Raw genomic sequence first — 23,836 nt, forward strand, 5'->3', positions numbered from 1 at the left:
ACTGCGCCTTTTTCCTGTATTCATTACTCCCTCCTGAGAATGGGTCAGAAGGTGTAAACCTTATTCAGGACGAGACAGAAGCAATAAAAAAGGCGTGATCCTTGCGAATCACGCCTTTTTCATTACAGCTGTCTATCAGCTACCCAGCGCTTTCGACGCCAGCCAGAACAGGCCGGCCGACAGGGCGACGGTGGCCGGCAGGGTCAGGACCCAGGCCAGCAGGATGGTTTTCACCGTGCCGCCTTGCAGGCCGCTTTTGTTGGCGACCATGGTGCCGGCCACGCCCGAGGAAAGGACGTGGGTGGTGGAAACCGGCAGGCTGAAGATGTTGGCCAGGCCGATCAGGCTGGCGGTGGTGATCTGGGCCGACATGCCTTGCGAGTAGGTCATGCCTTGCTTGCCGATCTTCTCGCCGATGGTCAGTACCACGCGTTTCCAGCCGACCATGGTGCCCAGGCCCAAGGCCAGGGCGACCGCCAGAATCACCCAGAACGGGGCGTATTCGGTGGTGGTGGTCAGGTCTTTGCGCAGCTTGTCCAGGTCGGATTTCTCACGCGGGGCCAGGCCTGGCAGTTTGCTGACCTTCTTCGCAGTGTCGTCCAGGCAGAGCAGGTAACGACGCACTTCGATGCGGCTTTCCGAGGACAGCGAGTGGTAGTCCGCTACACCTTTAAGGGTGTCGAGCAGGGCGGCGATGGTCGGTTCGGTCTGTTGCGGGTTGCAACGGAATTTCTCCGGCAGGTCGCCTTCCACGCTTTTGCCCAGCGCCAGGAACTCGCCCAGGGTGTCGGCGTTGCGCTTGTAGAACTGGCTCAGATGCAGGGTCGCGTCACGAGTACGCTCGATCTGGTAGGTGGTGCTGTTCAGGTCGAGGACGAACTGCGCAGGCACGATACCGATCAGTACCAGCATGATCAGGCCGATACCTTTCTGACCGTCGTTGGAACCGTGCACGAAGCTTACGGCCATGGCCGAGATCACCAGGACCAGACGGTTCCAGAACGGCGGGTGCTTCTTGTCGTCGATCTTGCGGCGCTGTTCCGGCGTCTTGTGCATCTTCGACAGCGGGCGCCACCATTTCAGGCCGATCAGCACCAGCGCGGCGATGAGGAAGCCCGCCATCGGCGAGAACACCAGCGAGGCGCCGATATCGATCGCTTTCTGCCAGTTGACGCCGTCGGCCAGTGGAATTTCGTTGATCAGGGCGTTGGCCAGGCCGACACCGAGGATCGAACCGATCAGCGTGTGCGAACTGGAGGCCGGGATACCGAAGTACCAGGTGCCCAGGTTCCAGGCGATCGCGGCGGCGAGCAGCGAGAACACCATTGCCAGACCATGGCCGGTGTTTACGTTGATCAACAGTTCTACGGGCAGCAGGTGCACGATGGCATACGCCACGCCAACGCCGCCCAGCAATACGCCGAGGAAGTTGAACACGCCCGAGAAGAACACCGCCAGGTGAGGCGGCATCGCTTTGGTGTAGATAACAGTGGCTACCGCGTTAGCGGTGTCATGAAATCCATTGATGAACTCGAAGGCGAGGACAAATGTCAGGGCGAGCAGGAGGCTCACAAGCACCCAGGCATCCAGTCCGCTGAATAAATCGATCATGAAGGTTTTCTGACCCGGTCATAAGGGGGCGCGATTATGCCAGAAAAGACTGGAAATCGATCCCCTACCTGCTCATCGGTTACCGACTTCGCCAAATTATTTTGTATCAAGGTGCATTACCCCAGTTTTCTGCAGGGTTTTGCAAGCCATTGATTCAATTGATAAAAATGCGAGGCGTAGGCGAATTGGCCGGTTGTCGGGAGGAGGCTGAAACTTGTATGAAATATCTGAGAAACGCGTCTGACACACTCCAGACCTGCGCAATACAGGGGGAATTGGCCGCTGCCCGCGGGTAGCGGGCGCGCAAGGCATCGTCAGTCCACCGTGCTTGTAACCCGGTGAGTACGCTTACCCTCGAAAGATGCAAAGAACGGTTTCAAGGCTCTTCGGCTTTGAGTTCCTCTTCCATTTTTTTCAGTTCTTGCTGGAAGACCTGATCCTGAACGGTAGGGCGTTTACGCCAGGCTTTGCGTTCCGGTTCGGGCTGGGCGGCGTAGGTGGTGACTTCCCCGCCGTAAACTTCCTTGTAACGTTGTTCCTGGCGCTCAAGTTCCGCGCGCAGTTCGTCTTTCGTCACAGTGCTACCTGTATGAGTTGAGATAAATATCCGGTGAACGCACTGCATGAAGCATTTAACCGGTTCGTCGACCAACGCTTGCCTGGACAGGCAGCGGTGTTATCGGGAAGACGGCCGGGACTTCCATGTTGCAGGCGGCTACGGCACCAGATTAAAACTGACGCAGCATCAGTTTCCTGTTTCAGCGAGCGCGCTGGCGGTGCATGAGCAATGAGCAATGAGCATCAGGCGCTGGCCGGGGCTGGCGGCGATGGACATCGCGCCAGCGGGTGGCACCGTCGGCAAATAAAAAGCGCGGTGTCACTGAGGTGCATTATAGCGGCCGATTCGGGATTGACTATCTTTGCCAAGTTAAAAACGTTTGCGCATGTGTGATTGTTTTGTGACGTGCAACTTCCGGCAATAGTTGCATCTTTGTTGCGCAGTGTTTGATTTCTGGCGCCATTTAGTCGGACAACTAAGGCTCGTTAACTATGCAGGCGTTCCAGGTTCAAAACTGCTCGGAGCAGCCCGCCGGAGGAGGTCAGGGCGATTGCGATTATCGGTCGACGGTTCGATAATCGCCCGATGTTGGCGGTCTGTCGCTTGTGTATCTGCCGGCGAGCCGCTTGTATAGCCGTTGATCCGAACAAGAAAAAAAGGAACCACATGAACGATCAAATGCGCAATTCCTTCACCTCGGTAGCGCCGCCGATCGTCGCTTCGCCGGCCAAGCGTATCCAGGCCCTGACCGGCGATCCGGATTTCATGACCTCACTGGCCCGTGGCCTGGCGGTGGTGCAGGCGTTTCAGGAGCGCAAGCGCCACCTGACCATCGCCCAGATCAGCCACCGCACGGAAATTCCCCGCGCCGCCGTGCGCCGTTGCCTGCACACACTGATCAAACTCGGCTACGCCACCACCGACGGGCGCACTTATTCACTTCTGCCCAAAGTGCTGACCCTCGGACACGCCTATCTGTCCTCGACACCGCTGGCGGTCTCGGCCCAGCCGTACCTTGATCGCATGAGCGAGCAACTGCACGAAGCCTGCAACATGGCCACACTGGAGGGCGACGACATCCTCTACATCGCCCGTTCGGCAACCACTCAGCGTCTGATTTCGGTTGACCTCTCGGTGGGCGGGCGTTTGCCGGCGTATTGCACGTCCATGGGACGGATTCTGCTGGCAGCGCTGGACGACACCTCGCTGCGCGAATACCTCGACCACGCCGAACTGGTGGCCAAGACCAGCCGCACGATTCACACCCCCGACGCCTTGCTCGAATGTTTGCAGGAAGTCCGGCAGCAGGGCTGGTGCATCGTCGATCAGGAACTGGAGCAAGGCCTGCGTTCGATTGCCGTGCCGGTCTACGATGCTTCCGGCCAGGTGGTGGCCGCGCTCAATGTCAGCACCCACGCCGGTCGCGTCAGCCGCACCGAACTTGAGCAGCGCTTTCTGCCCGGCCTGTTGAGCGCCAGTCGTGACCTCAGTGCGCAGTTGTTCGCCTGATGAACCTGTTCGATAAACGCACAGAGTTGCGTTTATCGAATTGACGCTAAAACCCTCGGATCATTAATGTCGCGGCAGCGTCATCCGGCGCGAATGTGAATGAGCTCGCCGGATTGTCGACTCCCATAATAATGACAAGAGGCAACTTCCCATGCGCACGTTCCCCGACTGTCGCCGCTCCTGTTCCTGTTGCCGGCATTAGCGCAACGCCCGATTTCTTCCTTATATAGTTGTGACCGTGCCGCTCTCTGGCCGGCCGCCGTTCGACTGCGTTTTTTGCGTGGAATAAAAATAATGAACCAGCCTCAGTCCGCTGTAGGTCACTGCCTCGATGTGCAGTCCTTCATCAATGCCCAACCGATCTCGCGCTATCAGTGGCGCGTCGTGATCCTGTGTTTCCTGATTGTGTTCCTCGATGGCCTCGACACCGCGGCCATGGGTTTTATTGCTCCGGCGCTTTCCCAGGACTGGGGCATCGACCGCGCCAGCCTCGGCCCGGTGATGAGCGCCGCGCTGATCGGCATGGTCTTCGGTGCGCTGGGCTCCGGTCCGCTGGCTGACCGCTTCGGGCGAAAAGTCGTACTGGTCGGCGCGGTTTTTCTGTTCGGTGGTTTCAGCCTGGCCTCGGCCTACGCGACCAACGTCGATCAGTTGCTGGTGCTGCGCTTCCTCACCGGTCTGGGGCTGGGGGCCGGCATGCCGAACGCTACCACGCTGCTGTCGGAATACACCCCGGAGCGCAAGAAGTCGTTGCTGGTGACCAGCATGTTCTGCGGCTTCAACCTCGGCATGGCCGGCGGCGGATTTATTTCGGCCAAGCTGATCCCGGCATTTGGCTGGCACAGTCTATTGCTGATCGGCGGGATTCTGCCTCTGATCCTCGCTGTGGTGTTGCTGCTCTGGTTGCCGGAATCGGCGCGTTATCTGGTAGTGCGCAATCGCGGCACCGACAAGGTACGCAAGACTCTCGCACCCATTGATCCTGCCACCGTCGCTCAGGCCGCGAGTTTCAGTGTGCCGGAACAGAAAACCGTCAAAGCACGCAACGTGTTCGCGGTGATTTTCTCCGGCACCTACAGCGTCGGTACGTTGCTGCTGTGGCTGACCTACTTCATGGGTCTGGTGATCGTTTATCTGTTGACCAGTTGGCTGCCGACCCTGATGCGCGACAGCGGTGCGAGCATGGAGCAGGCAGCGTTCATCGGCGCGCTGTTCCAGTTCGGCGGGGTGTTGAGCGCGGTCGGCGTAGGCTGGGCGATGGACCGGTTCAATCCGCACAAGGTCATCGGCATTTTCTACCTGCTGGCCGGGGTGTTTGCCTACGCGGTGGGGCAGAGTCTGGGCAACATCACGTTGCTGGCGACGCTGGTGCTGGTGGCGGGCATGTGCGTCAACGGCGCGCAATCGGCGATGCCCTCACTGGCGGCGCGGTTTTATCCGACTCAGGGACGCGCGACCGGTGTCTCGTGGATGCTCGGGATCGGCCGCTTCGGCGCGATTCTCGGGGCGTGGATGGGCGCCACCCTGTTGGGCCTGGGCTGGAATTTCGAGCAAGTGCTGACAGCGCTGGTGATTCCGGCGGGCCTGGCTACGGCAGCGGTCGTGATCAAGGGCCTGGTCAGTCACGCGGACGCGACTTGAGTTTCATTGCAGGATCGTTCCCACGTCGAACTGGCCTCAGCGGTGGCTCCACGTTGGGATCCCGAAGGAACGCGGAGCGTCCCGGGCTGCATTCCCACCCAGAGCGTGGGAACGATCAGTGACGGAAAGATAGGTTGATAACAATCTGTTCGATAAACGAACACTCAGTCGATTATCGGATTGTTTGGCGAAAATCAGCGGCTTAATCTTCAGTGACTCCGGCGCAGAACCTCGCGCCTTTTTATTCACTGGCGATTCATTACAAAAACGGGAGCCCGCTCCATGGCTGAGATCCTTTCGCTGCACGACGCGGTGAAGCAATTCGTCAACGACGGCGACACCGTTGCGCTCGAAGGCTTCACTCACCTGATCCCTACGGCGGCGGGTCATGAAATCATTCGTCAGGGCAAGAAAGATCTGACCCTGGTGCGGATGACGCCTGACCTGATCTACGACCAACTGATCGGCGCCGGCTGTGCACGCAAGCTGATCTTCTCCTGGGGCGGCAACCCTGGCGTAGGTTCGCTGCACCGTCTGCGCGACGCGGTCGAGAAACAATGGCCGCACGCCCTGGAAATCGAAGAGCACAGCCACGCCGACCTGGCCAACGCCTACGTCGCCGGCGCCTCCGGCCTACCGTTCGCAGTGCTGCGGGCCTACGCCGGTTCCGACCTGCCGAAGGTCAACCCGCTGATCAAATCCGTGACTTGCCCGTTCACCGGCGAAGTGCTGGCGGCGGTGCCGTCGGTGCGTCCGGACGTGACCGTGATCCACGCCCAGAAGGCCGACCGTCAGGGCAACGTGCTGCTGTGGGGCATTCTCGGTGTGCAGAAAGAAGCCGCACTGGCCGCCAAGCGTTGCATCGTCACCGTCGAAGAAATCGTCGACAACCTCAACGCGCCGATGAACGCCTGCGTGCTGCCGACCTGGGCCTTGAGCGCGGTCTGTCATGTACCCGGTGGCGCACATCCGTCCTACGCCCACGGTTACACCGAGCGTGACAACCGTTTCTATCAGGCGTGGGATCCGATCGCCCGCGACCGTGAGACGTTTACTGCGTGGATCAACGAATACATCCATGGCTGCGCTGATTTCAGCGAGTTCCAGGCCAAGTTGGCCGCTGCTTCGGAGGCCAAGTAATGACTTACACCACCAATGAAATGATGACCGTCGCCGCGGCCCGTCGCCTGAAGAACGGCTCGGTGTGCTTCGTCGGCATCGGCCTGCCGTCGAAAGCCGCCAACCTGGCGCGCCTGACCTCGTCGCCGGACGTGGTGCTGATCTACGAATCCGGCCCGATCGGCGCCAAACCCAGCGTATTGCCACTGTCGATCGGTGACGGCGAACTGGCGGAAACTGCTGACACTGTCGTGCCCACCGGAGAGATTTTTCGCTACTGGCTGCAGGGCGGGCGCATCGACGTCGGTTTCCTCGGCGCAGCGCAGGTCGACCGTTTCGGCAACATCAACACCACCGTGGTCGGCGACTATCACCAGCCGAAAGTGCGCTTGCCGGGTGCCGGCGGTGCGCCGGAGATCGCCGGCTCCGCGAAAAGCGTGCTGATCATCCTTAAACAGTCGGCGCGCTCGTTTGTCGACAAGCTCGATTTCATTACCTCGGTCGGCCATGGCGAGGGCGGCGATTCGCGCAAACGTCTGGGCCTGCTGGGCGCCGGGCCGGTCGGGATCATCACCGACCTGTGCATCATGGAGCCGGAAGAGGGCACCAACGAGTTCGTGGTCACCGCGCTGCACCCGGGCGTGACCCGTGAGCAAGTGGTCGCCGCTACCGGTTGGGCCATTCGTTTTGCCGACAGCGTGGCCACCACTACTGAACCGACCGAAGTCGAGCTGACCGCCCTGCGCGATCTCGAAGCCCGTACCGCAGCGGCCCACGGCCAAGCACCGGGAGAAGCATGATGCGCGACGTTTATATCTGCGATGCGATTCGTACGCCCATCGGTCGTTTCGGTGGCGGTCTGGCGGCGGTTCGCGCTGACGACCTGGCCGCCGTGCCGATCAAGGCCCTGATGGAGCGCAATCCGTCGGTGGACTGGAGCGCCATCGACGAAGTATTCCTCGGCTGCGCCAACCAGGCGGGCGAAGACAACCGCAACGTCGCGCGCATGGCGCTGCTGCTGGCCGGTCTGCCGGAAAGTGTGCCGGGCGTCACCCTCAACCGTCTTTGCGCGTCGGGCATGGACGCCATTGGCACGGCGTTCCGCGCCATCGCCAGTGGCGAAATGCAGCTGGCGATTGCCGGCGGCGTCGAGTCGATGTCCCGCGCGCCGTTCGTGATGGGCAAGGCTGATGCGGCGTTCTCGCGCAACTTGAAGCTGGAAGACACCACCATCGGCTGGCGTTTCATCAACCCGTTGATGAAGGCCCAGTACGGCGTGGATGCGATGCCGCAGACCGCCGACAACGTCGCCGACGATTACGAAATTTCCCGCGAGGACCAGGACGCTTTCGCGCTGCGCAGCCAGCAACGTACTGCCGCTGCCCAGGCTGCCGGCTACTTCGCCGAGGAAATCGTCGAAGTGCGGATCGCCCACAAGAAGGGCGAAACCGTGGTCAGCCAGGACGAACACCCTCGCGCCGACACCACGCTTGAAGCGTTGAGCAAACTCAAACCGGTCAACGGCCCGGACAAGACGGTCACCGCCGGCAACGCTTCGGGCGTGAATGACGGTGCCGCCGCGCTGATTCTGGCTTCGGCCGAGGCGGTGAAAAAACACGGCCTGACCGCTCGCGCCAAAGTGCTGGGCATGGCCAGCGCCGGGGTCGCTCCACGGGTGATGGGCATCGGCCCGGTGCCGGCGGTGCGCAAGCTCACCGAGCGTCTCGGCGTGGCGGTCAGCGACTTCGATGTGATCGAACTCAACGAAGCTTTTGCCAGCCAGGGTCTGGCGGTGCTGCGCGAACTGGGGCTGGCGGACGACGCGGCCCAGGTCAACCCGAACGGCGGCGCGATTGCCTTGGGTCATCCGTTGGGCATGAGCGGCGCGCGTCTGGTGCTGACCGCGCTGCATCAGCTGGAAAAGACCGGTGGCAAGAAAGGTCTGGCGACCATGTGCGTCGGTGTCGGCCAGGGTCTGGCCCTGGCCATCGAATGCGTCTGACGCAAGCCGTGACGAAAAAGAACAGAGGAAAGCGAAATGACTGACAAGCCTGGTTACCGCCGCCCGCAGGAAGGCACCCAGCCGCCGTACCTGCATCCGACCTATCAATCCACCAATCTGCGCTCGCCGTCCAAGCCGTTGGTGTTTCTGCCGCATTCGCTGTCGGAAATCACCGGCCCGACCATCGGTGCCGAGCGTGTGGCCGACACTGACAACGATCTGACCGCCCAGCATCCAGGTGAGCCATTGGGCGAGCGGATCATCATTCACGGGCGTGTGCTCGACGAAGACGGTCTGCCGGTGCCGGGAATTCTGGTGGAGATCTGGCAGGCCAACGCCGCCGGTCGTTACAACCACGCCCGCGACCTGCACGACGCACCGCTGGACCCGAACTTCACCGGCACCGGCCGCACCGTGACCGATGCCGACGGCTGGTATCAATTCCAGACCATCAAGCCCGGCGCTTATCCATGGGGCAATCACCACAACGCCTGGCGCCCGGCGCACGTACATTTTTCGCTGTTCGGGCCGAGCATTCTGACGCGCCTGGTCACGCAGATGTATTTCCCGGGCGATCCGCTGCTGGCGTACGACCCGATCTACAACTGCGTGCCGGACACCTCGGCCAAGGAACGCCTGATCGCCGCTTTCGATCTGGAAAAAACCATTCCGTCCTACGCCCTCGCTTATCGCTGGGACATCGTGCTGCGCGGCCGCGAAGCCACGCCGATGGAGAAATGAGATGACCCTGACTGCGACCACGTCCCACACCGTCGGGCCGTATTACCACATCGGCCTGACCTGGCTGAACCGTGAGCACCTCGCCAATGAACTGACCCTCGGCCAGCGCGTGGCGATCAGCGGGCAAGTGGTGGACGGCAACGGCGATGTCGTCAACGACGCCATGCTCGAAGTCTGGCAGGCCAACGCCGCCGGCAAATACGATCACCCGGATGACGAGCAGGCCAAACCGCTCGACCCGAATTTCGAAGGCTTCGGCCGGGTGCCGGTGGATGCCGAAGGGCGCTTCCGTTTCACCACGATCAAGCCGGGCACGGTCGAAGGCCTGAAGGGCACGACCCAGGCGCCGCACCTGGTGGTGCTGGTGTTCGCGCGCGGCCTGGTGAAGCACTTGCTGACACGGATTTATTTCGAAGGCGATCCGGCGAACGTCAATGACCCGCTGCTCGAATGCGTACCGGCCGAGCGCCGCGCCACGTTGCTGGCGAAGCCGGATGCAGCGGGTGTTTATCAGTGGAATGTGATCCTGCAGGGCACTGATGCGGAAACCGTGTTCTTCGATTATTGAACCGGATACTGATCGTTCCCACGCTCTGCGTGGGAATGCATACCGTGACGCTCCGCGTCACAGTGGACGCAGAGCGTCCATGGCGGCATTCCCACGCGGAGCGTGGGAACGATCAGAGATCGGGTCTGGTTGGTGATCCAATGTGGAACGGGACTGTTGCGAAGTGTGTCTAGACTCTCACTGTCCCTATCGAGTGAAAAACAATGACAACCCTCACCTCCCATTACACCGGTGAAGAGCGCAGCAAGCGCATCTTTGCCATTGTCGGCGCGTCGTCCGGCAACCTCGTCGAATGGTTCGACTTCTACGTCTACGCCTTCTGCGCGATCTATTTCGCCCCGGCGTTCTTCCCCTCCGACAACCCCACGGTGCAACTGGTAAACACGGCAGGCGTATTCGCCGCCGGGTTCCTGATGCGACCGATCGGCGGCTGGATATTCGGTCGGGTGGCCGACAAGCACGGGCGCAAGAACTCGATGCTGATCTCGATCCTGATGATGTGCTTCGGCTCGTTGCTGATCGCCTGTCTGCCAACTTACAAGGACATCGGCGTCTGGGCGCCGTTGCTGCTGCTGTTCGCGCGTCTGCTGCAAGGCCTGTCGGTGGGCGGTGAGTACGGCACCACGGCGACCTATATGAGCGAAGTCGCGCTCAAGGGCCAGCGCGGTTTCTTTGCCTCGTTCCAGTACGTGACCCTGATCGGCGGGCAACTGCTGGCGGTGCTGCTGGTGGTGATCCTGCAACAGTTCCTGTCCGAAGAGGAATTGCGTGCCTACGGCTGGCGGATTCCGTTCGTGGTCGGGGCGGTGGCGGCGCTTATTTCGTTGTTCCTGCGACGCACGCTGAAAGAAACCACCAACAAGGAAACGCGTGAGCACAAGGACGCCGGCAGCATCAGTGCGCTGTTGCGCGACCACAAGGCTGCGTTCATCACCGTGCTCGGTTACACCGCCGGCGGCTCGCTGATTTTCTACACCTTCACCACGTATATGCAGAAATACCTGGTGAACACCGCCGGCATGCACGCCAAGACCGCCAGCTTCATCATGACCGGCGCGCTCTTCTTATATATGTGCATGCAGCCGCTGTTCGGCATGCTCGCCGACAAGATCGGCCGGCGTAACTCGATGCTCTGGTTCGGTGCCCTTGGTACGCTGTTCACCGTGCCGATCCTGCTGAGCCTGAAAAGCGTCAGCAGCCCGTTCCTGGCTTTTGTGCTGATCACCGTGGCGCTGGCGATCGTCAGTTTCTACACCTCTATCAGCGGCCTGGTTAAAGCCGAAATGTTCCCGCCGGAAGTCCGCGCCCTCGGCGTCGGCCTGGCGTATGCGGTGGCCAACGCGATCTTCGGCGGTTCGGCAGAATACGTCGCCCTGAGCCTCAAGGCTGGAGGGATGGAAAACGCGTTCTACTGGTATGTCACGATCATGATGGCCGTGGCGTTCCTGTTCAGCCTGCGCCTGCCCAAAGAAGCGAAGTATTTGCACCACGACCTTTAAAACCGATGCGCGCGGGCCACATCGGCCCGCGCCGGCAAGGACTGTTTATGACTCAGCGACCGGGCAATCAATTGTTCGATGCCTACTTTACTGCCCGCGATATGCGCGACGTGTTCTGTGATCAGGGCCGGGTGCAGGCGATGCTCGACTTCGAAGCGGCGCTGGCCCGCGCCGAAGCGCGGGTCGGGTTGATTCCGGCGAGTGTTGTGGCGTCGATCGAAAACGCCTGCCGCGCCGGGTTGTTTGATTTTGCAGCGTTGGGCGAGGCGATTGCCACGGCCGGCAATTCGGCGATTCCGCTGGTCAAGGCGTTGGGCAAACAGATCGCCGCAACCGATGCCGAAGCCGAGCGCTACGTGCATCTGGGCGCTACCAGCCAGGATGTGATGGATTCCGGGCTGGTGCTGCAATTGCGTCAGGCGCTGGAGTTGATTGAAGGGGAGCTGGCGCAACTGGCCGACTCCCTCGCCAGTCAGGCGCAGCGCCACGCCGCGATACCGCTGGCCGGGCGCACCTGGCTGCAACATGCGACGCCGGTGACGCTCGGCATGAAGATCGCCGGCTGGCTCGGCGCCGTGACCCGCAGCCGGCAGCGTCTGCGCGAACTCAAGCCACGGTTGCTGGTGCTGCAATTTGGCGGCGCGTCCGGCACCCTCGCCGCGCTCGGCGAGCAGGCGTTGCCGATTGCCCGGGCGCTGGCCGAAGAACTGCAACTGACTTTGCCGGAACAGCCTTGGCATACCCAGCGTGATCGCATCGTCGAATTTGGCGCTGTGCTTGGGCTGATTGCCGGCAGCCTCGGCAAATTCGGCCGCGACATCAGCCTGTTGATGCAGACCGAAGCGGCGGAAGTGTTCGAACCCTCGGCGCCGGGCAAGGGCGGTTCCTCGACCATGCCGCACAAACGCAATCCGGTGGGCGCGGCGGTGTTGATCGGCGCGGCGACGCGGGTGCCGGGGCTGGTGTCGACGCTGTTCAGCGCCATGCCTCAGGAGCACGAACGCAGCCTTGGCCTGTGGCACGCCGAATGGGAAACCCTGCCGGAAATCTGCTGCCTGGTGTCCGGCGCGCTGAAACAGGCCCGGCTGCTGGCCGACGGTCTGGAAGTCGATGCCGCGCGCATGGCCCGTAATCTGGAACTGACCCAAGGCCTGGTGCTGGCCGAAGCGGTGAGCATTGTGCTCGCGCAACGGGTCGGCCGCGATACCGCGCATCATCTGCTCGAGCAATGCTGCAAACGGGCGGTGGCCGAACAGCGGCAACTGCGGGCGGTACTCGGTGACGAACCGCAGGTAACCGCCGAACTGAGTGCTACCGAACTGGATCATCTGCTCGATCCCGCCCACTACCTTGGTCAGGCGCAGGTCTGGGTCGAGCGGGCAGTGGCCGAACACAACGCATTGTCTGATTGAAAGGAGAGGGCTGTGGCTTTCGTTCAACTCGCCGATGGCGAACTGCATTACACATTGGAAGGCCCGGTCGATGCGCCGGTGCTGGTGCTGTCGAACTCGCTGGGCACCGACCTGCACATGTGGGACGTGCAGATGCCGGCCTTCACCGAACATTTTCGCGTGCTGCGTTTTGATACGCGCGGGCACGGCCAGTCGCTGGTGACTCCGGGCCCTTACAGCATCGAGCAACTGGGCCGCGACGTGCTGGCGCTGCTGGATGCGCTGCATATCGAACGCGCGCATTTCTGCGGTCTGTCGATGGGCGGCCTGATCGGCCAGTGGCTGGGGATCAACGCCGGCCAACGTCTGAACAAACTGATCGTGTGCAACACTGCGGCGAAAATCGGCGACCCGTCGGTGTGGAATCCGCGCATCGAAACCGTGCTGCGCGACGGCCCGGCGGCGATGGTCGCGCTGCGTGATGCGTCGATTGCCCGCTGGTTTACTCCGGATTTTTCCGCCGCCCATCCGGCGGCGGCCAAGCAGATCACCGACATGCTGGCCGCGACCCATCCTGAAGGTTATGCCGCCAACTGCGCGGCGGTGCGCGATGCGGATTTCCGTGAGCAGTTGTCGTCGATCACGACGCCGCTGCTGGTGATCGCCGGTACCGAAGATGCAGTGACGCCACCGTCCGGCGGGCATTTCATTCAGGAGCACGTGCGCGGTGCCGAGTACGCCGAGTTTTATGCGGCGCACCTTTCCAACGTTCAGGCCGGCGACGCGTTCAGCGACCGTGTGCTGACCTTTTTGCTGGCCGATTGAGGGGATTCCCGTGGACGAGAAACAACGTTACGACGACGGCATGCAAGTGCGCCGCGCGGTGCTCGGCGACGCTCATGTCGATCGCAGCCTGACCACGCTGACCGAGTTCAACTCGGAATTCCAGGAGATGATCACCCGTCACGCCTGGGGCGATATCTGGACTCGCCCGGGCCTGCCGCGTCACACCCGCAGCCTGATCACCATCGCCATGCTGATCGGCATGAACCGCGAAGGTGAACTCAAGTTGCACTTGCGGGCGGCGGCCAACAATGGCGTGAGTCGCGGCGAGATCAAGGAAGTGATCATGCAGAGCGCGATCTACTGCGGGATTCCGGCGGCGAATGCGACGTTTCATCTGGCCGAGTCGGTTTGGGATGAGCTGGGCACCGAATCACGCGAGTAATCGTTGAATTCAAAGGATCGCAGCCAGTTGAAGACTGCGATCCTTCGAACCTCACACCTTGGCGACAATGAAAATCCGCTTGAACGCAAACAACGTATGGCCGTTTTCCTCCTGCGGATAATGCGCATGCACCCGCATCAGGTAGTGATAAATGAAGCGCGCCTGTTCCTCTGACGTCAGCCCCAGCATCACCGGTCGCAGCGCCGACACCTTCACCCAGTCATATACCGGCGACTTGCCGTCGACCACCTGCAACTGCTCGGTTTCCCAGATATCCAGCGACCGGGTCAGTGGCGCAAGCAAACGGTAGTAATCCTCCAGCGACAATAACGGCCGGGCCGCCATGCGCTCGCGCAGTTGTGGGCTGCCCAACGGTTTGCCACCGGGGCCGGCATCGTCGAGGGTGTCGAGCATCAGCCGGTACCACAGCGCATCGCGCCAGTCCGGCATGTGCGCGGCCAGACAACCGCCAGGGTTGAGGTGGCGGAGCAATCCCGGCAACAGCATTCGATGGTCATCGATGAAGTGCAGCACGGCTGCGGCGAACAACAGGTCGGCCGGCTTGCGGGGTTTCCAGCGTTGCAGGTCGGCGTGTTGCCAGCGCGCCTTGATCGGCAGGCAACGGGCGACCTGAAGCATGTCCTGCGAACTGTCGATGCCTTTGAGGTTTGCCAGCGGCCAGCGATCTGCCAGAACCTTCGTGGCAATCCCGGTCCCGCAACCGAGGTCATAAATGCGTTGAGGATTGTCCAGGTCGACACGACCGAGCAACTCATCGACCGGTTGTTGCCTGAGACGGGAAAACTGCTGGTACGCCTTGGCATCCCAGTCCTTGTCGACGGGAGCCGGTTTGAGTCGGGTGATCATGAGGTGGTCCTCCGGTGATCAGCAGGGTCTTCCGATGACAACCTGGCCAAGTCTTGAGGACCTACATCAACAGATAACGGAAGCGAAGAGGGTGGAGCACCTGAGTCCTTCAGGTTTTTCCACTCTAGATGATGGCTGGTGCAACGCCAGCCATTCGGACAGGCGGCCTTAGAGCAGGCTGATCGGATAGCTGACGATCAGACGGTTTTCGTCGAACTCGTTGTTGCTGAAGTCACGACGCATGGTCGAGTTGCGCCATCTGACGTTCAGGTTCTTGAGCGCGCCGCTTTGTACGGTGTAGCCCAGTTCCGATTCGCGACCCCATTCCTTGCCGTCGGTGATGGTCCCGGTGTGCACGTTGTCGCCGCTGATGTAGCGGTTCATCAGGGTCAGGCCGGGCACGCCGAGGGCGGCGAAGTTGTAATCGTGGCGCAGTTGCCAGGAACGTTCCTGCGCGTTGTCGTAGCTTGCGTTGTAGCTGTCGTTGGCCAGAGTGCCGCCGCTGGTGCCGTTGACGCGCATCCAGGCGCTGTCGCCGGTGAGCTTTTGCAGGCCGACGTAGAAGGTGTTGCCGCCGTATCGCGCCGAGAACATGCCCGACCAGGTCTTGTTGTCGAGTTCGCCGGCACGGGCACTGCCGTCGTCCTTGCCGTAGAAGAAACCGAGGTTGGCGCCCAGGGTCCAGTCGCCGACCGGCTGGCTGTGAATCAGGTTGACGTATTGCTGGCTGTAGATGTCCTTGAGCTCGGCGTTCCACAGGCCGATCTGGGTGCGCTTGTCGTTGAACACGTATTCGCCGCCCTGGAAGTTGAAGCGATCGGAGGTGAAAGCGGCTTTGCCGGTCATCGACATGTCGCTCATGCTGCTGTCGTCACGGGGGCTGTTGGCGCGGAACTGACCGCCGTAAAGGGTCAAGCCGTCGATTTCCTTCGAGGTGACCTGGCCGCCGCGAAAGGTCTGCGGCAGGGAGCGACCGTCGTCCGAACGCAGGATCGGCAGCACCGGCATCCACTCGCCGACCTTCACTTCGGTCTGCGACAGCTTTGCCTTGAACGCGACGTTGGTGCGGCCGAAGTTGTCCGCGGGGCGCCCGTCACGATCGAGCGGCAACAGTTGCGTGCCGCCCGTGCCTTTGCCGCCATCGAGCTTCACCGAGTACAACCCCAGCACATCCATGCCGAACCCGACGGTGCCCTGGGTGAAGCCGGACTTGGCGTCGAGGATGAAGTTCTGCGTCCACTCTTCAGCCTTGCCCTGAGCCTTGGTCGGGTTGGTGAAGTTACGGTTGATGTAGAAGTTGCGCAGGTTCAGGTTGACCTTGGCCCCTTCGATGAAACCGGCATCTTCAGCCGCGGCGGGCAGCGCGACGCCGGCCAGGGCGAGGGCGATCAGGCCGGGAAGTGCGTAGGGCGCAGGGGACGTTGTCATGTTCTCGGGTCTCTCTTGTTTTTTGGGCGAACGGGGACGCTGCGGCCGTTTCTGAGGCGCAGGAATTCAATGGAATCAGGGGGCGAGCGGCGGCGATCAGCCGGATGGAGCAGGGCGCGGGAGCATGGTGTCGAACCTGTTGTTATTGGTTTTGTAGGGCAAATGGTGCGGGGAATTAACTGGAGGGTTCAATTGGCAAAAGCGGGTTTTGGGCGATTATCGAACGCAAGATAGATGACTGACATTTAGAATATTTCGATCTAAATATTAAATCCAACCATCTTTAATTGTTGCTGGACCTGTCAGATATGACAGTTGTTCTGATTGCGGATTTTCCCTAACGTTATTGTGCAAGGTAAATATGAAATTCAATTTTTTATGGGACGAATGATATGAATAGTTCAAAGCAGCCTGTTGGTTCAATGACGGTGCAACATCATATAGGTGGTCAGGTGGTAACACTTCATACCACTTCTTTTAGGTTTTTCCCTAAAGGGGAAAAATTTGCTTTGCTCGCTTATTTTGGAAACGATGGTGAAGAAGCACCAGTTTTGCAACTGAAGTGCAGTAGTAAATTAACTACTGGAACGTATCCCATCGAAATAAAAGAAAGTGAGTCGACGGTATCCGCAACCTGGGGAGTGGGAACGCTGGAGGGACTCTTCGGCGTTCGTGGTACAGGTGAAATTGAATTGAAAAAATTTTCATCTTCATTAACAGCTAACTTGATTGAAGGTTCTTTGTCGTTCCGAATTAAAGAGAGTGGAGTACCAGAGGAGCAAAAGGTGGTAGTCGAAGAGTTTAAAGTAGAGGAAAAATGATTATTGAAGTTTTGTCGCTGCAATAAAAAGCCCACTGTTTAGTGGGCTTTTTTTGAGTCAGAACAACTTCATCTTCGGCGCTTCTTCTTTCAGCGGCTCGTTCTGCGCGGTCTGCGCATTCCAGCCACCGCCCAGTGCCTTGTACAGGTTGACCGCACTGGTCAGCTGCGCGAGGCGGTCGGTGATCAGGGCTTGTTGGGCACTGAACAGCTGACGCTGGGCATCGAGGAAGGTCAGGTTGCTGTCGACGCCGATGCGATAGCGACGCTCGGCCAGACGGTAGTAGTCCTGGTTGGCAGCGACGAAATCACGCTGGGCCTGCAACTGCTCGGTGTAGGTCTGGCGCGCGGCCAGGCCATCGGCGACTTCCTGGAAGGCCGTTTGAATGGACTTCTCGTAGTTCGCCACGCCAATGTCCTTCTGGATCTTGGCGTAGTCGAGGCTGGCGCGCAGGCTGCCGGCGTTGAAGATCGGCAGGTTGATCTGCGGCTGGAACAGCCACGTACCCGAACCGCCCTTGAACAGGCCGGACAGGTCCGGGCTCAGGCTGCCCGCGTTGGCGGTCAGGCTGATGCTCGGGAAGAACGCTGCGCGGGCCGCGCCGATGTTGGCGTTGGCCGCCTTCAGGTTGTATTCGGCCTGAAGGATGTCCGGACGACGTTGCAGCAGATCCGACGGCAGGCCGGCCGGCACGTCGGCCAGCAGGTCATCCGACAGCGGTTTGGCCGCTTGCAGGTTGGCCGGCACACCGGTGCCGAGTAGCAGGGTCAGGCTGTTTTCGTCCTGGGCGACCTGGCGGGTATAACGCGCCAGTTGAGCCCGGGCGTTCTCGACCGAAGTGCGCGACTGTGCCAGGTCCAGCGCCGAAGCCACACCGACTTCATTGCTGCGGCTGGTCAGCTTGTAGCTTTCCTCGAAGGCACCGAGGGTGTCCTGAGTCAGCTTGAGCAGTTCCTTGTCGGCCTGCCAGGTCAGGTAGGCATTGGCCACGCTGGCCACCAGACTGATCTGGGTGCTGCGGCGCGCTTCTTCGGTGGCGAAGTATTGTTGCAGCGCTTGTTCACTCAGGCTGCGAACCCGACCAAACAGGTCGAGTTCGTAGGCGCTGATGCCGACGGTAGCGGAGTAGGAACTGTTGATGTTCGCTTCACCGGTCTGCGACGCACGGGCCGGAACCCGCTGACGGCTGCCGCTGGCATTGGCCGACACGGCCGGGAACAGATCGGCACGCTGGATGCGGTATTGAGCCGCGTAGGCGTCGATGTTCAGCGCCGCGACACGCAGGTCGCGGTTGTTTTCCAGGGCGACCTGGATCAGCTGCTGCAGGGCAGGGTCATGGAAAAACTGCTTCCAGCCCTGTTCGGCAGCGGCCTGCGCCGGTGCCTCGGCCGGCGAGTACGCCGGGCCCTGCGGGAATTGCGCAGCCACCGGTGCTTCAGGCTGCTGATAATCCGGTATCAGCGAGCAACCGCTCAGCACGAACGCGGCGACTGCGATGGAGAGTAGCGACTTGCTCATTGGCCAGCCTCTTTAGGAGTTTCGATGGTGTCATCCTTGTCGGCGTTTTTGCGCTGACCCATGGACGACACAGTGACGAAGAACAGTGGGACCCAGAAGATCGCCAGGATCGTTGCGGTGAGCATACCGCCAATCACGCCGGTACCGATCGCGTGTTGACTGCCCGAGCCTGCGCCGGTGGAGATAGCCAACGGTACAACACCGAGGATGAAGGCCAGCGACGTCATGATGATCGGTCGCAGACGCATGCGGCAGGCTTCAATGGCCGCATCGCGCAGACTGCGTCCCTGCTCGTGCAGTTCCTTGGCGAATTCGACGATCAGAATGGCGTTTTTAGCCGCCAGACCAATGGTCGTCAACAGACCCACCTGGAAGTACACGTCGTTCGACAGACCGCGAAGGCTGGTGGCCATCAGCGCACCGATGATCCCCAGTGGCACCACGAGCATGACCGCGATCGGAATCGACCAGCTTTCATACAGCGCCGCCAGACACAGGAACACCATCAGCAGCGACAGGGCGTACAGCGCCGGAGCCTGAGAGCCGGACAGTCGCTCTTCGTACGACAGACCGGTCCACGAGATACCCACGCCGGCCGGCAGCTTCTTGGCAATCGCCTCGACTTCGGCCATCGCTTCACCGGTGGAGTAACCCGGCGCCGGAGAACCGAGGATCTCCATCGCTTCCACACCGTTGTAACGCGCCAGTTTCGGCGAACCGTAGATCCACTCGCCCTTGGCGAACGCGGAGAACGGAACCATGGTGCCGGCGCTGTTGCGCACGTACCACTTCTTCAGGTCTTCAGGGCTCATGCGAGCGCCGGCCTGACCCTGCACGTAAACCTTCTTCACACGGCCGCGGTCGATGAAGTCGTTGACGTAGCTACTACCGAAGGAGATCGACAGGGTGCTGTTGATGTCGGACAGGCTCAAGCCCAGGGCACGGGCCTTCTCGTCGTCGATTTCCAGGTGGTATTGCGGCTCGTCGTTCAGACCGTTCGGACGCACCTGGTAGAGCACCTTGCTTTGCGCCGCCATACCGAGGAACTGGTTACGGGCTTCCATCAGTTTTTCGTGACCGATACCGGCGCGGTCCTGCAGGAATACGTCGAAACCGGTGGCGTTACCCAGCTCCAGTACGGCCGGCGGGGCAAAGGCAAACACCATCGCGTCGCGGAAGCTGAAGAAGTGCTGCTGGGCGCGTTGAGCCAGGGCGAACACGCTGTTGCTCGCGTCACGCTCGTGCCATGGCTTGAGCATGATGAACGCCAGACCCGAGCTCTGGCCGCGACCGGCGAAGTTGAAGCCGTTCACGGTGAACACCGAGGCTACCGAGCTGGATTCTTTGTCCAGCAGGTAGGAGCGCATTTCGTCGATCACCACCTGCGTGCGCTCGGCACTGGAACCGGCTGGGGTCTGCACCTGGGCGAACAGTACGCCCTGGTCTTCTTCCGGCAGGAACGCCGTTGGAATGCGGGTGAACAGCCAGATCATGCCGACCACGATCAGCAGGTAGGCCAGCAGGTACGGAGCCTTGCGTTGCAGGATGTTGCCGACACCGCGCTCGTAGCTGCGAACGCTACGGTCGAAGTTGCGGTTGAACCAGCCGAAGAAACCTTTTTTCGGCGTGCCGTGCTCGCCTTTCGGAATCGCCTTGAGCATGGTGGCGCAGAGCGCCGGGGTGAAGATCAGCGCAACCATTACCGACAGGGCCATGGCCGAGACGATGGTGATCGAGAACTGACGGTAGATCACACCGGTGGAACCGCTGAAGAACGCCATCGGCAGCAATACCGCCGACAGTACGAGGGCGATACCGACCAGGGCGCCCTGGATCTGGCCCATGGACTTCTTGGTGGCTTCCTTCGGTGACAGGCCTTCTTCGGCCATCACCCGCTCGACGTTCTCCACCACGACGATGGCGTCGTCCACCAGCAAGCCGATGGCCAATACCATACCGAACATGGTCAGGGTGTTGATGCTGAAACCGGCGGCCGCGAGGATGCCGAACGTACCGAGCAGTACCACCGGCACGGTCATCGTGGTGATGACGGTCGCGCGGAAGTTCTGCAGGAACAGGAACATCACCAGGAACACCAGCACGATCGCTTCGACCAGGGTTTCAACCACGCCCTTGATCGACTCGGTCACCACCGGGGTGGTGTCGTACGGGAACACGACTTCCATGCCTTGCGGGAAGAACGGCTTGAGGTCGTCAATCGTCTTGCGCAGGGCTTTTGCGGTGTCGAGGGCGTTGGCACCGTTGGCCAGTTTTACCGCCAGACCGGAGGCCGGTTTGCCGTTGAACTGCGCCGCGATACTGGAGTTTTCACCACCCAGACCGACATCGGCGACGTCACCGATACGGACTTGCGAGCCATCCTGGTTGACCTTCAGCAGAATCGCCTTGAACTGCTCGGCGGTCTGCAGACGGGTCTTGCCGATGATCGTGGCGTTCAGTTGCTGGCCTGGCAGCGCCGGCAGACCGCCGAGCTGACCGGAGGAAATCTGAACGTTCTGCGCCGAGATCGCGGCACTGACATCGGCCGGGGTCAGGTTGTAGTTGTTCAGTTTGGCCGGGTCGAGCCAGATGCGCATCGCGTACTGGGCACCGAAGACCTGGAAGTCACCGACACCGGCGGTCCGGGAAATCGGGTCCTGCATGTTCGACACGATGTAGTTGGACAGGTCGTCCTTGGTCATGCTGCCGTCACGCGACACCACGCCGATCACCAGCAGGAAGTTCTTCACTGCCTTGGTCACGCGGATACCCTGTTGCTGCACTTCCTGCGGCAGCAGCGGGGTGGCCAGGTTCAGCTTGTTCTGGACCTGAACCTGCGCGGTGTCGGAGTTGGTGCCTTGCTCGAAGGTCGCGGTGATGGTCATGCTGCCGTCGGAGTTACTTTCCGAGGACACATAACGCAGGTTGTCGATACCGTTGAGCTGTTGCTCGATGACCTGCACCACGGTGTCCTGAACCGTCTGTGCCGAAGCACCCGGGTAGGTCACGGAAATCGCAATCGCCGGTGGCGCAATGCTCGGGTACTGGTTGATCGGCAACTTGAGGATCGATAGAGCCCCGACCAGCATGATCACCAGGGCAATTACCCAGGCGAAAATCGGACGGTCGATAAAAAATTTCGACATGAGTTACTCCCCTTTGCCGCCGTAGGCCTTGTCAGCTGCCTTGGCGGGTGCCGGGTTCTTGGCTACGTTGGTCGCTTCGGTCGGGTTGACCTGAACACCTGGACGCACGAATTGCAGCCCTTCGGTGATCAGGCGATCGCCGGCTTTCAGGCCGTCTTCGATCAGCCACTGGCTGCCGACGGTACGGCTGGCCTTGAGCTGACGCAGTTCGACCTTGTTGTCCGCACCCACGACCAGCGCGGTCGGGGTGCCCTTGAGGTCACGGGTCACGCCTTGTTGCGGCGCCAGAATGGCCGCAGCGTTGACGCCGGCCTGCAACTGGGCGCGAACGAACATGCCCGGCAACAGGGTGTGATCCGGATTCGGGAACACGGCGCGCAGCGTCACGGAGCCAGTGGTCGGGTCGACCGACACTTCGGAGAATTCCAGCTTACCGTCGAGCTTGTACTGGCTGCCGTCTTCCAGTGTCAGCTTGACCGCGGCGGCATTGTCGCCGGCCTTCTGCAGGCGGCCACTTTCCAGTTCGCGACGCAGTTCCAGCAACTCGACCGAGGACTGGGTGACGTCGACATAGATCGGGTCCAGTTGCTGGATCACGGCCATCGCGTCGGTCTGGCCGCTGCTGACCAGCGCGCCCTCGGTCACCGAAGAGCGGCCAATACGACCGGAGATCGGCGCGTAGACCTTGGTGTAGCGCACGTTGATCTGTGCGCTCTGCAACGACGCTTCCGATTGCAGGCGGTTGGCCACGGCGGTGTCGTATTCCTGACGGCTGACCGCCTGCTCGTCGACCAGTTGCTTGTAGCGGTCGGAGATCGACTTGGTCGAGCGCAGGTTGGCTTCGGCGCTTTTCAGGGTCGCTTCATAGACCGACGGATCGATCTGATACAGCTGCTGGCCGGCTTTGACATCGCCGCCTTCCTTGAACAGACGCTTGAGAATGATGCCGTTGACCTGCGGACGAACTTCGGCGATGCGGAACGCACTGGTGCGGCCCGGCAGTTCGGAAGTCAGGGTAAAGGCTTGTGGTTGCAGGGTGACGACGCCGACCTGAGGAGGTGGTGCGGCGGGAGCCGCCTCTTCCTTTTTACATCCGCTGAGCAGCGATGCCAGGGCGACGGCAGTGACCAGAGCGGTAACAGCTGGCTTGAATTGCATGAAGATCCTCGGGTCAGGCGCGCGAAAAGCGCACAAGAAGTGTGGAAGGGTAAAAAAGGGTTACCGGGTGGATAAGTAGCTTGCTAATGAATATACTTACGTTCATGGTTGTTTGTAAACACCTTGGCTGCGTACCCAACCGGTTACAAAAGTCGTGGCAAGGTCTGAAATTGTAGGCCGGGGAGTCGATCCGCGAGAGATTCACCCCTTTTTATTCAGCGGATATTCAGCCATCCCTGAAACATCCTGTTTGAGGTTTTACTGCCATGGTTCGTCGCACCAAAGAGGAAGCTCAGGAAACGCGAAGCCAGATTCTGGAAGCCGCCGAGAAAGCTTTCTATGAAAGGGGCGTGGCCCGTACGACGCTGTCCGACATTGCGAGCCTTGCGGGTGTAACGCGCGGCGCCATCTACTGGCACTTCAGCAACAAGGCCGATCTGTTGCAGGCGATGCTCGATACGCTGAAGGAACCGCTGGATGAACTGGCAAAGGCCAGCGAAAGCGAGGACGAACCCGATCCGCTGGGCTGCATGCGCAAGTTGCTGATTCATTTGTTTCATCAAATTGCGCTGGACCCAAAAACCCGGCGCATCAACGAAATTCTGTTTCATAAGTGCGAGTTCACCGATGAAATGTGCGATCTGCGCCAGCAGCGCCGGACCGCCAGCCTCGATTGCAATGTGCGGATCGCGCTGACATTGAGTAATGCGGTCAATCGTGGGCAGCTGCCGGCAGACCTCGACACTGCCCGGGCAGCCATCAGCATTCACGCCTATATCGACGGCCTTCTCTATGGATGGCTCCTGGCGCCGGACAGCTTCGAACTCTACGCCGAGGCCGAGCGCTGGGTCGATACCGGGCTGGACATGCTGCGCCTGAGCCCCAGCCTGCGCAAATGAAACAAAATTCGTTATTGGATCAGTTTGTGTCAATGAAGGATGCGGATGAAGGTCCGTGTTCACTCGCCCCGCTGCAATGGGATGCTTTTATATACCTCTGCGGCGCGGGTTGATATGTAGCGAGCTACGTA

At 60.7% G+C, this 23,836-nt stretch carries 21 protein-coding genes; 14 read left to right on the forward strand and 7 right to left on the reverse strand.

Annotation, left to right across the window (positions count from 1 at the left end; all coding sequences use genetic code 11):
• Positions 1-135 precede the first annotated feature (135 nt).
• Together MKZ87_RS25570 and MKZ87_RS25575 are read right to left on the reverse strand one after the other, a co-directional pair.
• Entirely contained in the window at positions 136-1,611 is a 1,476-nt protein-coding gene (locus tag MKZ87_RS25570; protein WP_085697448.1) for an inorganic phosphate transporter, read from the reverse strand.
• Positions 1,612-1,987: 376 nt separating this feature from the next.
• Positions 1,988-2,188 carry a hypothetical protein gene (locus MKZ87_RS25575; RefSeq protein ID WP_007957826.1) on the reverse strand — a complete coding sequence of 67 codons (201 nt, stop codon included), beginning with the start codon at positions 2,186-2,188 and terminating at the stop codon, positions 1,988-1,990.
• A gap of 46 nt (positions 2,189-2,234) precedes the next feature.
• On the opposite strand from MKZ87_RS25575, the gene MKZ87_RS25580 reads away from it, so the two are divergent.
• From MKZ87_RS25580 to pcaC, 12 genes are all read left to right on the forward strand, one after another.
• Positions 2,235-2,402, forward strand: coding sequence for a hypothetical protein (locus tag MKZ87_RS25580; RefSeq protein WP_170929711.1), 168 nt, complete (start codon positions 2,235-2,237; stop codon positions 2,400-2,402).
• 434 nt (positions 2,403-2,836) lie between these two features.
• A complete protein-coding gene (pcaR, locus tag MKZ87_RS25585) occupies positions 2,837-3,679 on the forward strand; it encodes a pca regulon transcriptional regulator PcaR (protein WP_007917109.1) in 843 nt (280 codons plus the stop codon).
• A gap of 294 nt (positions 3,680-3,973) precedes the next feature.
• Positions 3,974-5,320 carry an MFS transporter gene (locus MKZ87_RS25590; RefSeq protein ID WP_085697449.1) on the forward strand — a complete coding sequence of 449 codons (1,347 nt, stop codon included), beginning with the start codon at positions 3,974-3,976 and terminating at the stop codon, positions 5,318-5,320.
• A gap of 282 nt (positions 5,321-5,602) precedes the next feature.
• The gene (locus tag MKZ87_RS25595; protein WP_003222404.1) at positions 5,603-6,460 is read left to right on the forward strand and encodes a CoA transferase subunit A; all 858 of its coding nucleotides are present in this window, start codon (positions 5,603-5,605) and stop codon (positions 6,458-6,460) included.
• On the forward strand, positions 6,460-7,239 hold the full coding sequence (locus tag MKZ87_RS25600) for a CoA-transferase subunit beta (RefSeq protein WP_227234666.1): 780 nt from the start codon (positions 6,460-6,462) through the stop codon (positions 7,237-7,239). The genes MKZ87_RS25595 and MKZ87_RS25600 overlap by 1 nt, the downstream gene beginning before the upstream one ends.
• Positions 7,236-8,441: a 3-oxoadipyl-CoA thiolase gene (gene pcaF / locus MKZ87_RS25605; RefSeq protein WP_227234668.1), complete on the forward strand. Its 1,206-nt coding sequence runs from the start codon at positions 7,236-7,238 to the stop codon at positions 8,439-8,441. Before MKZ87_RS25600 ends, pcaF begins: the two co-directional genes overlap by 4 nt.
• A 36-nt stretch (positions 8,442-8,477) precedes the next feature.
• Positions 8,478-9,182, forward strand: a complete 705-nt coding sequence (pcaH, locus tag MKZ87_RS25610; RefSeq protein WP_227234670.1) for a protocatechuate 3,4-dioxygenase subunit beta — start codon at positions 8,478-8,480, stop codon at positions 9,180-9,182.
• 1 nt (position 9,183) lies between these two features.
• Positions 9,184-9,750: a protocatechuate 3,4-dioxygenase subunit alpha gene (gene pcaG / locus MKZ87_RS25615; protein ID WP_227234672.1), complete on the forward strand. Its 567-nt coding sequence runs from the start codon at positions 9,184-9,186 to the stop codon at positions 9,748-9,750.
• 203 nt (positions 9,751-9,953) lie between these two features.
• The gene (locus tag MKZ87_RS25620; protein ID WP_227234674.1) at positions 9,954-11,249 is read left to right on the forward strand and encodes an MFS family transporter; all 1,296 of its coding nucleotides are present in this window, start codon (positions 9,954-9,956) and stop codon (positions 11,247-11,249) included.
• Between the two features lie 47 nt (positions 11,250-11,296).
• Complete coding sequence (locus MKZ87_RS25625) at positions 11,297-12,661, forward strand: 3-carboxy-cis,cis-muconate cycloisomerase (protein ID WP_085697478.1); 1,365 nt, start codon at positions 11,297-11,299, stop codon at positions 12,659-12,661.
• Between the two features lie 12 nt (positions 12,662-12,673).
• The gene (gene pcaD / locus MKZ87_RS25630) at positions 12,674-13,465 is read left to right on the forward strand and encodes a 3-oxoadipate enol-lactonase (protein WP_085697455.1); all 792 of its coding nucleotides are present in this window, start codon (positions 12,674-12,676) and stop codon (positions 13,463-13,465) included.
• A 10-nt stretch (positions 13,466-13,475) separates the two neighbouring features.
• Positions 13,476-13,868, forward strand: coding sequence for a 4-carboxymuconolactone decarboxylase (gene pcaC / locus MKZ87_RS25635; protein ID WP_011332825.1), 393 nt, complete (start codon positions 13,476-13,478; stop codon positions 13,866-13,868).
• Between the two features lie 51 nt (positions 13,869-13,919).
• Here the strand turns inward: pcaC and MKZ87_RS25640 are convergent, their stop codons facing one another.
• A complete protein-coding gene (locus tag MKZ87_RS25640; protein WP_085697456.1) occupies positions 13,920-14,735 on the reverse strand; it encodes a methyltransferase domain-containing protein in 816 nt (271 codons plus the stop codon).
• A gap of 168 nt (positions 14,736-14,903) precedes the next feature.
• The gene (locus MKZ87_RS25645) at positions 14,904-16,163 is read right to left on the reverse strand and encodes an OprD family porin (RefSeq protein ID WP_227234678.1); all 1,260 of its coding nucleotides are present in this window, start codon (positions 16,161-16,163) and stop codon (positions 14,904-14,906) included.
• Positions 16,164-16,555: 392 nt separating this feature from the next.
• Between MKZ87_RS25645 and MKZ87_RS25650 the strand changes: the two genes are divergently transcribed.
• The gene (locus tag MKZ87_RS25650) at positions 16,556-16,984 is read left to right on the forward strand and encodes a hypothetical protein (RefSeq protein ID WP_139832571.1); all 429 of its coding nucleotides are present in this window, start codon (positions 16,556-16,558) and stop codon (positions 16,982-16,984) included.
• A gap of 57 nt (positions 16,985-17,041) precedes the next feature.
• Here MKZ87_RS25650 and emhC read toward each other — a convergent pair whose 3' ends face one another.
• The 3 genes from emhC to emhA are packed head-to-tail and all read right to left on the reverse strand — an operon-like array spanning position 17,042 to position 22,806.
• Positions 17,042-18,502 (reverse strand): efflux RND transporter outer membrane subunit EmhC, encoded by a 1,461-nt coding sequence (gene emhC / locus MKZ87_RS25655; RefSeq protein ID WP_227234679.1) that lies wholly within the window; start codon positions 18,500-18,502, stop codon positions 17,042-17,044.
• Positions 18,499-21,648 (reverse strand): efflux RND transporter permease subunit EmhB, encoded by a 3,150-nt coding sequence (emhB, locus tag MKZ87_RS25660; RefSeq protein WP_227234681.1) that lies wholly within the window; start codon positions 21,646-21,648, stop codon positions 18,499-18,501. Before emhB ends, emhC begins: the two co-directional genes overlap by 4 nt.
• 3 nt (positions 21,649-21,651) lie before the next feature.
• Entirely contained in the window at positions 21,652-22,806 is a 1,155-nt protein-coding gene (emhA, locus tag MKZ87_RS25665) for an efflux RND transporter periplasmic adaptor subunit EmhA (protein ID WP_227234683.1), read from the reverse strand.
• 266 nt (positions 22,807-23,072) lie between these two features.
• Here emhA and emhR point away from each other — a divergent pair, with 266 nt between their 5' ends.
• Entirely contained in the window at positions 23,073-23,705 is a 633-nt protein-coding gene (gene emhR / locus MKZ87_RS25670; protein WP_085697460.1) for an efflux system transcriptional repressor EmhR, read from the forward strand.
• The last annotated feature ends 131 nt before the right edge of the window (positions 23,706-23,836 follow it).

This window comes from Pseudomonas sp. MCal1, assembly GCF_026341415.1.
In the GTDB taxonomy this organism is placed as follows: domain Bacteria; phylum Pseudomonadota; class Gammaproteobacteria; order Pseudomonadales; family Pseudomonadaceae; genus Aquipseudomonas.